Below are 7565 nucleotides of genomic sequence, written 5' to 3'. Positions count from 1 at the left end.
GTCGAGCAGCGTGTGATAGCGCACGCCGGACGGGCAGGTCGTCTCGCAGTTGCGGCACGTCAGGCAGCGGTCGAGATGCCGCTGCGTGCGTTCGCCGCACGGCTCGCCTTCGAGCAGCTGCTTGATCAGGTAGATGCGCCCGCGCGGCCCGTCGAGCTCGTTGCCGAGCACCTGGTAGGTCGGGCAGGTCGCATTGCAGAAGCCGCAGTGCACGCACGCGCGCAGGATCGCTTCCGCTTCGTCGGCCCGGGCGAGGGCCTTGCTTGCTTCGCTGAGATTGGTTTGCATCGGCGGGTCGGGATCGGGTTCGCGTCAGAAATCGGCGTACAGGCGGCCGGGATTGAAAATCGCATGCGGGTCGAGCTGCGCCTTGAGCTGGCGGTGCACGCGCAGCAGCGCGGGCGGCAGCGGCTGGAACGGCTCGCGCGTCGTGCCCGGCGTGAAGCAGGTCGCGTGCCCGCCCCATTGCGCGGCGAGCCGCTGCACGTCGGCCGGTGCGGCGTCGCTTTTCAGCCAGCGCTGTGCGCCGCCCCAGTCGGCCAGCAGCGCGCCGGGCAGGGCGTCGAGCGGCGCGGCGGCCGGCACCGACACGCGCCACAGCGGGCGCGGGTCGTCGAAGAACGGCAGCGCAAGGTCGCGCAGCCGTGCCCAGAACGCATCGTCATGGTCGTCCATGCAGTCGCCGCCGATCGTGTCGCGCGCGGCCTTCACCGAGCCCTCGCCGCCTTCGATCCGCACGCGCAGCACGCCGTCCGCGTGACAGGCGCCTGCGAGCGGCAGCCCCGCGCGCCGCCATGCGGCGACGCGCTGCACGGCTTCGTCCACTGCGAGCGGCAACGCGAGATCGCACGTCGCACGGGGCTTCGGCAGCACCTTCAGCGACACCTCGGTCACGACGCCGAGACAGCCGAAGCTGCCCGCGAGCAACCGCGACACGTCGTAGCCCGCGACGTTCTTCATCACCTCGCCGCCGAAGCGCAGGTGTTTCGCGTGGCCGGTGATCACGCGGCAGCCGAGCACGAAGTCGCGTACCGCGCCGGCCCACGGGCGGCGCGGGCCCGACAGCGCCGCCGCGACCATGCCGCCGACCGTGGCCGCGCCGCCGAACGACGGCGGCTCGCACGGCAGCATCTGGCCGGCCGAATCGAGCATCGCTTCGAGGTCGGCGAGCGGCGTGCCCGCGCGCGCGGTGACGACGAGTTCGGTCGGGTCATAGGACACGACGCCGCGATGCGTGCGCACGTCGAGCGTGCGGCCTTCGACGGGGCGCCCGAGGAACGCCTTGGTACCGGCGCCGCGAATGTGCAGCGGCTGACGGTCGTGGATCGCCGCGTCGACCTGGGCGACGAGTGCCGCGCTGTCGTCGATCGATTCGATTTCGCGTCGCATCAGAAACGCTCCAGTTCGGGAAACGGCAGCTTGCCGTGATGGACGTGCATCGCGCCGAATTCGGCGCAGCGGTGCAGCGTCGGGATGTTCTTGCCGGGATTGAGCAGGCCCTGCGGATCGAACGCGGCCTTCACCGCGTGGAAGAACGTGATTTCGTCGGCGTTGAACTGCACGCACATCTGGTTGATCTTCTCGCGCCCGACGCCGTGCTCGCCGGTGATGCTGCCGCCCGCCGCGACGCACAGCTCGAGGATCTTTCCACCCAGCGCTTCCGCGCGGTCGAGTTCGCCGGGGCGGTTCGCGTCGAACAGGATCAGCGGGTGCATGTTGCCGTCGCCCGCGTGGAACACGTTCGCGACCGGCAGCCCGTATTCGGCGGACAGCGCGGCGATTCCTTCGAGTACGCGCGGCAGCTCGCGGCGCGGGATCGTGCCGTCCATGCAGTAGTAGTCGGGCGACATGCGGCCGACCGCGGGGAACGCGTTCTTGCGACCGGCCCAGAAGCGTTGGCGCTCCGCCTCGTCGCGCGCGACACGGATCTCCGATGCGCCGGCATCGCGCAGCAGCGTGGCGACGCGTTCGGCATCTTCGTCGACGTCGGTGGGCGAGCCGTCGAGTTCGCACAGCAGGATCGCCTGTGCGTCGACCGGATAGCCCGCGTGGATGAAATCCTCGGCCGCGCGGATCGCGAGGTTGTCCATCATCTCGAGGCCGCCGGGGATCACGCCCGCGCCGATGATCCGCGCGACGGCGGCACCGGCTTCGGCGACGTCGTCGAAGCTCGCCATCAGCACCTTCACGCTCGGCGGCTTCGGCAGCAGCTTCACGGTCACTTCGGTGACGATGCCGAGCATCCCTTCCGAGCCGGTGAACAATGCGAGCAGGTCGAAGCCGGGGGCGTCGAGCGCGTCGGTGCCGAGTGTGAGCGTATCGCCGTCGATCGTCAGGATCTCGACCTTCAGGATGTTGTGCACCGTGAGCCCGTATTTCAGGCAGTGCACGCCGCCCGCGTTTTCGGCGACGTTGCCGCCGATCGAGCACGCGATCTGCGACGACGGATCGGGCGCGTAGTAGAGGCCGTGCGGCGCGGCTGCCTGCGAGATCGCGAGGTTGCGCACGCCGGGCTGCACGCGCGCGACGCCGGCATCGGGGTCGATGTCGAGAATCCGGTTGAACTTCGCCATCACGAGCAGGAGGCCCTTTTCGAGCGGCATCGCGCCGCCCGACAGCCCGGTTCCCGCGCCGCGCGCGACCACCGGCACGCCGAGCGCGGCGGCGACGCGCAGCACCGCGCGCACCTGCTCGACCGTGTCGGGCAGCACGACCGCGAGCGGTACCGTGCGATAGGCGGCGAGGCCGTCGCATTCGAACGGCTTGAGCGCTTCGCGCTCGTGCAGCACGTCGAGGCCGGGCGCCGCCGCGTGCAGTGCGGCGACGAGTGTGTCGCGGCCGACGGTCGCCAGCGGGCCGTCGATCCGTTCGTCGTAGGTGAAACTCATCGTGTGTCTCCGTCTCCACTCTCTTCACCATGCGGGCGGCCGCGGGATGCGCGACGCGCCGGATGGACGGCATTCTTGGCGGCCGGCCGGTGCGTGTCCATACGTCGCGGGCGTGGTCATACCAGTTTTTCGAGGCGTGCCGTGAAGCTGGGGTGGGTCTTGACGTAAAAGCCAATCACGACAAGGGTTTATGAGAAAATCGGCGACATCCGTCCAAAGTGGTCATACCAGTATGGAAATGCAGGATCGACAAGCGCCGGCGCGCAATGTCGCCGATGTCGTCGCCGAGCGGATCGAGCAATTGATCGTCGACGGCGTGCTGAAGGCCGGGCAGGCGTTGCCGTCCGAACGGCGGCTGACCGAGAAGCTCGGCGTGTCGCGCACGGCCGTGCGCGAAGGGATGAAGTTGCTGCGTGCGCGCGGGATCATCGAGACGACGCACGGCAAGGGCTCGTTCGTCGCGAGCCTGACCCCGCAGCGCGAAGTCTCGCCGATGATGCACCTGCTCGGCTCGCAGCCGCGCACGCTGTACGACCTGTTCGAAGTGCGCGGGATGCTCGAGACGGAGGCCGCGCGGCTGGCGGCGCTGCGCGGAACGTCCGCCGATTTCATCCTGATCAAGCGTCGCTACGACGAGATGACCGCGGCCGATGCGCAGGATCTCGACCCGGCCGCGCGCGCGAAGCTCGATCACGCGTTTCATCTCGCGATTTGCGAGGCGTCGCATAACCCGGTGCTCGTGAATACGTTGCAGTCGCTGACGGATCTGCTGCTGAGCTCGGTGTTTGCGTCGGTGAACAACCTCTATCACCGCGAGCCGTTGAAGAAGCAGATCGATCGCCAGCATGCGCGGCTCTATAACGCGGTGACCGGGCGGCTGCCCGAGCAGGCGCGCAAGGCGGCGAGCGAGCATATCCGCCAGTGCGTCGAATATCTGAGGGAGATCGAGCAGGAGGAGCAGCGGCTCGTGCGGTCGACGTTGCGGCTCGAAGGGTGGATTTGAGCAGGCGCCGGTGTGTTCGTGCCATGACGTCCATCAAGCGAAGTGCGTCGACGATGCGGTTTGAATGGTTATTGCATCATGATGCGATGTATCTGGCACGAGGCACGCCCTGATTTGCATGTTCGTGCAACACGCGCCGTGTACCGTCGCACGTATTACGCCATCGATCCTGACAGGAGGATGCTGCATGTCGATGCCGACGCATGAGTACGGCAAGGCCCTCGAAGAAACGGGCTCCGACTGCGATTGCGCGGCAACGGTGCTTGTACCGAGACGGGCTGGGCCCGCCCATTCGCGGCCATCGCGTAATAATCGATACTATCCGGCGGGTGGCGGCATTCTCTGTCGATCATCGCCGCCGCCGGATGCCACGTACGCTGCTTGACCCACGCGCTGAATAATTACAACCGACCCATGAATCGATCGCTTCTATCCGTTGTCTCGGCAATGTTGTTGATTTCGGTCCCGATGACCGAGGTATTGGCTAGCGAGCCCGGCAAAACGGCAACCACCGACCCCTCGCTCGTATCGGCGACGGTCGATTCAACAAGCGCGCAACAGACAGCTGTCACGCTCGCTCAACGTGGGCAGGCAGCAGAAAAGGCCCGAAATTACCTGCTAGCCATCAGCTATTACACCGCGGCACTGAACTTGCACCCGCTTCTTCTTGACGCGCTGGTAGGGAGAAGTCTTGCATACGACAAGATCCACGAGCGGGAAAATTCCGCGGATGATGCCTTGGCTGCGGCGAAAATAATAAGCGACGAGGGAAAAAATTATAGGCTTGCGTCCTATCTTTACAGGTTCGCGGGTCTTGGATACTCCTTGTCGAACAAGTATGAAAAATCCGTAGTCGCCTTTACGGGGGCAATTAATATTGATCCATCGGATCCGGGCGCCTATGTACACAGGGCGGGTTCTTATAAATTGATGCTGGATTTCGATCATGCTCTCCTGGACCTGAAAAAGGCGTTGGAGCTCGACCCTGGGAGCATCGACGCAAAAGACAGTTATGCAATGGCTTTCGCGGATATGGGGTTGTATCAAGTCGCCATCGACAAATTGAACGAGTCGCTGGCCGCGGATAAAAATGCATCGACGACCTATGTGAATCTCGGCCAGGTGTATATGTCGATGGGAAGGTATGACGACTCCCGCCGAAATTTGAACAAGGCGCTGCAACTCGATCCGCGAGATTGGGATGCTGTCTTGAAAGACGTGAAGCTGAATTTCTATACAAAGAATTATGCGGCCGCATTGCGTGAAGCCAATGCATGGCTGGACAACAACAGGGAAAACAGCAGTTCCGAAGATGTTGCATACATGCTGATCTGGAAGCATCTGGCATCGCAACGGCACGGCGTGGATGATCGGGTGAGCCTGAACGGCGAATCTTCGAGCTTGCGGAATCAGGAATCCTGGCCTCGCCCGATCATCGATTACTTCCTGTCGAAAATAGATGCCGACCAACTCAGGGTGGCAGCGGCCAAGGGTGATGACGGGCCTCCTGGGACGCGTCAATGTGAAGCCGAGACTTATATCGGGGAAGCGAATATGATGGCCGGCAAGATGGAGGATGCAACGAGAAATTTCGAAACGGCTGTTTCGCTATGTCCGGTTTCGTGGGCTGAATATGATTTGGCGAAATTCGAAATACAATCGATAAAGAATTTCATCGCGTCACCGTAATTAAAGCCGGGATGGGGTGTGAGTCACCGAAGGCCGCATTTGCTGTTGGGCGCTTGCGCAGTCACCAGGTGACCGCCGTCTTGAAATCTGGCGGTCGCTTGCAGATCGTTTGGCGACATCCATCCCGATCCGCGAAGATAAAAAAGCCCGCCGAAGCGGGCAACCTCTCGATGGGGAGGGGGGAGATACGAATACGCAGGGCTGCGCGCGCTCAGCCTTTGGTTGCCCCGAACGTCAGCCCCGCCACAAAATGCTTCTGCATCGCGAAGAACATCGCGACGGACGGCAACGCCGCCAGAATCGACCCGGCCGACACGAGGTTCCACGACGTCGTCCATTGCCCCTTCAACGCGGCAACCCCTGCCGTGATCGGCGCAGCCTCATCCCCTTGCGTGAGACACAGCGCCCAGAAGTAGTCATTCCACACGAACGTAAAAACGAGAATCGCCAGCGCAGCCAGCGCCGGCCGGATCAACGGCAACACGATCCGCCAGAACACCGTCCATTCCCCCGCCCCTTCGATCCGAGCCGCCTCGATCAGCTCGAATGGCAACTGCTTGATGAAGTTGCGCAGGAACAGCGTGCAGAACCCCGTCTGGAACGCGACATGAAACAGGATCAGCGCCTCGACCGTATTGAACACACCGAGCCGCAGCGACAAATCCCGCACCGGAATCATCAGCACCTGCACCGGCACGAAATTACCCGCGACGAACGTGCCGAACAGCGCCGTGCTCCCGCGAAACTTGTAGGTCGCAAGCGCAAAGCCCGCCATCGCCGCGAGCGCGATCGAGCCAAGCACGGACGGCACGGTGATCTGCACGCTGTTCCAGAAGTAATGCAGCATCGGCGACGTGGTCAGCGCATCGCGATAGTTCTCGATCATCGAGAAGTGCCGCGGCCAGCCCCAGTAGTGGCCTTCGACGAGTTCCTCGGTCGAGCGCACCGACGTGACGAACACCGCGATCATCGGCAGCAGCCAGATCACGAGCGCGACGGGCAGCGACAGCTTGTACAGCCGGCGCGATACCGGCTTCCATTGGGCAACGGGTGTCGGAAACATGATGAAGGCATCCCCGGAAGGTCAGGTCACTGCTCGTTGCGCAGCAGGCGGCGCAACTGGAACACGATGTAGACGAGCATGATCGCGAACAGCACGACCGCGATCGACGCGGAATAGCCGAGCCGGTAGTACTTGATCGCCTGGTCGTACATGTAATACGCAAGCACGGTCGAGCTCTCGAACGGGCCGCCGCTCGTCATCACCGAGATCAGGTCGAAGCTGCGCAGCGCACCGATCACCGTGACGACGATCGCCATGAAGGTGGTCGGCCGCAGTTGCGGCAGCACCACGTGCCACAGCAGCGCGAAGCCGCGCGCGCCTTCCATGCGAGCGGCTTCGATCTGTTCCGGATTGAGCGACGTGAGGCCGGTGAGATACAGGATCATGCAGTACGCGGTTTGCGGCCACAGCGCGGCGAACACGATGCCGAACGTCGCGTAGCGTGCGTCGCCGAGTACCGGGATGCCGTGTCCGGCGATCAGCGCGAGCAGCCCGAACGTCGGATCGTAGAACCACGAGAAGATCAGGCCGACGACCACACCCGACAGCACGAACGGCGCGAAGAACAGCGACTTCACGAGCCGGATGCCGGCGACCGCCTGGTTCAGGTACAGCGCGAGCGCGAGGCCGAGCGGCGGCGCGAGCATGAAGAGCGCGAGCCAGATCACGTTGTTGCGCAGCGCCGTGTAGAACGTCGGCGCTTGCAGCAGCTCCGCATAGTTCGCGAGACCGACGAACGTGCGCTCGGTCATCCCGTCCCAGTTGTACAGGCTCAGCCACAGCGTCGACAGGATCGGCCAGATCACATAGACGGCAACCATCGCGCAGGCCGGCGCGAGAAACAGCCACGCGGCGCGCCGTTGCCGCCGCACGGCGGGCGACGGGCGGCGCGCGGGTGATGCAACCGCGGCAACCGCGGCGG

Annotated in this window: 7 protein-coding genes; 2 read left to right on the top strand and 5 right to left on the bottom strand. The window is 64.2% G+C overall.

Annotated elements, in window-relative coordinates; all coding sequences use genetic code 11:
• The 3 genes from ABY44_RS03725 to glcD all read right to left on the bottom strand — a co-directional run.
• A partial coding sequence (locus ABY44_RS03725; RefSeq protein ID WP_431640878.1) for a 4Fe-4S dicluster domain-containing protein occupies positions 1 to 288 on the bottom strand: 288 nt, incomplete at its 3' end.
• Positions 289 to 312: 24 nt separating this feature from the next.
• A complete protein-coding gene (gene glcE, locus ABY44_RS03720) occupies positions 313 to 1389 on the bottom strand; it encodes a glycolate oxidase subunit GlcE (RefSeq protein WP_060194162.1) in 1077 nt (358 codons plus the stop codon).
• On the bottom strand, positions 1389 to 2888 hold the full coding sequence (gene glcD, locus ABY44_RS03715) for a glycolate oxidase subunit GlcD (protein WP_124838729.1): 1500 nt from the start codon (positions 2886 to 2888) through the stop codon (positions 1389 to 1391). Before glcD ends, glcE begins: the two co-directional genes overlap by 1 nt.
• 232 nt (positions 2889 to 3120) lie before the next feature.
• Between glcD and glcC the strand changes: the two genes are divergently transcribed.
• Both glcC and ABY44_RS03705 read left to right on the top strand, forming a co-directional pair.
• Positions 3121 to 3891 carry a transcriptional regulator GlcC gene (gene glcC, locus ABY44_RS03710; RefSeq protein WP_431640877.1) on the top strand — a complete coding sequence of 257 codons (771 nt, stop codon included), beginning with the start codon at positions 3121 to 3123 and terminating at the stop codon, positions 3889 to 3891.
• A gap of 414 nt (positions 3892 to 4305) precedes the next feature.
• The gene (locus ABY44_RS03705; RefSeq protein WP_431640876.1) at positions 4306 to 5580 is read left to right on the top strand and encodes a tetratricopeptide repeat protein; all 1275 of its coding nucleotides are present in this window, start codon (positions 4306 to 4308) and stop codon (positions 5578 to 5580) included.
• Between the two features lie 211 nt (positions 5581 to 5791).
• Here the strand turns inward: ABY44_RS03705 and ABY44_RS03700 are convergent, their stop codons facing one another.
• A complete protein-coding gene (locus ABY44_RS03700; RefSeq protein ID WP_027790229.1) occupies positions 5792 to 6643 on the bottom strand; it encodes a carbohydrate ABC transporter permease in 852 nt (283 codons plus the stop codon).
• A 26-nt stretch (positions 6644 to 6669) separates the two neighbouring features.
• Positions 6670 to 7565: carbohydrate ABC transporter permease (locus tag ABY44_RS03695; protein WP_431640875.1), on the bottom strand; the 896-nt coding region annotated here is incomplete at its 5' end.

It is taken from the genome of Burkholderia sp. ZZQ-2, assembly GCF_050768715.1.
GTDB lineage: Bacteria > Pseudomonadota > Gammaproteobacteria > Burkholderiales > Burkholderiaceae > Burkholderia > Burkholderia cepacia.
The sequence above is the reverse complement of the archived record's forward strand: the minus strand, read 5'-3'. Positions and strand labels throughout refer to the sequence as shown.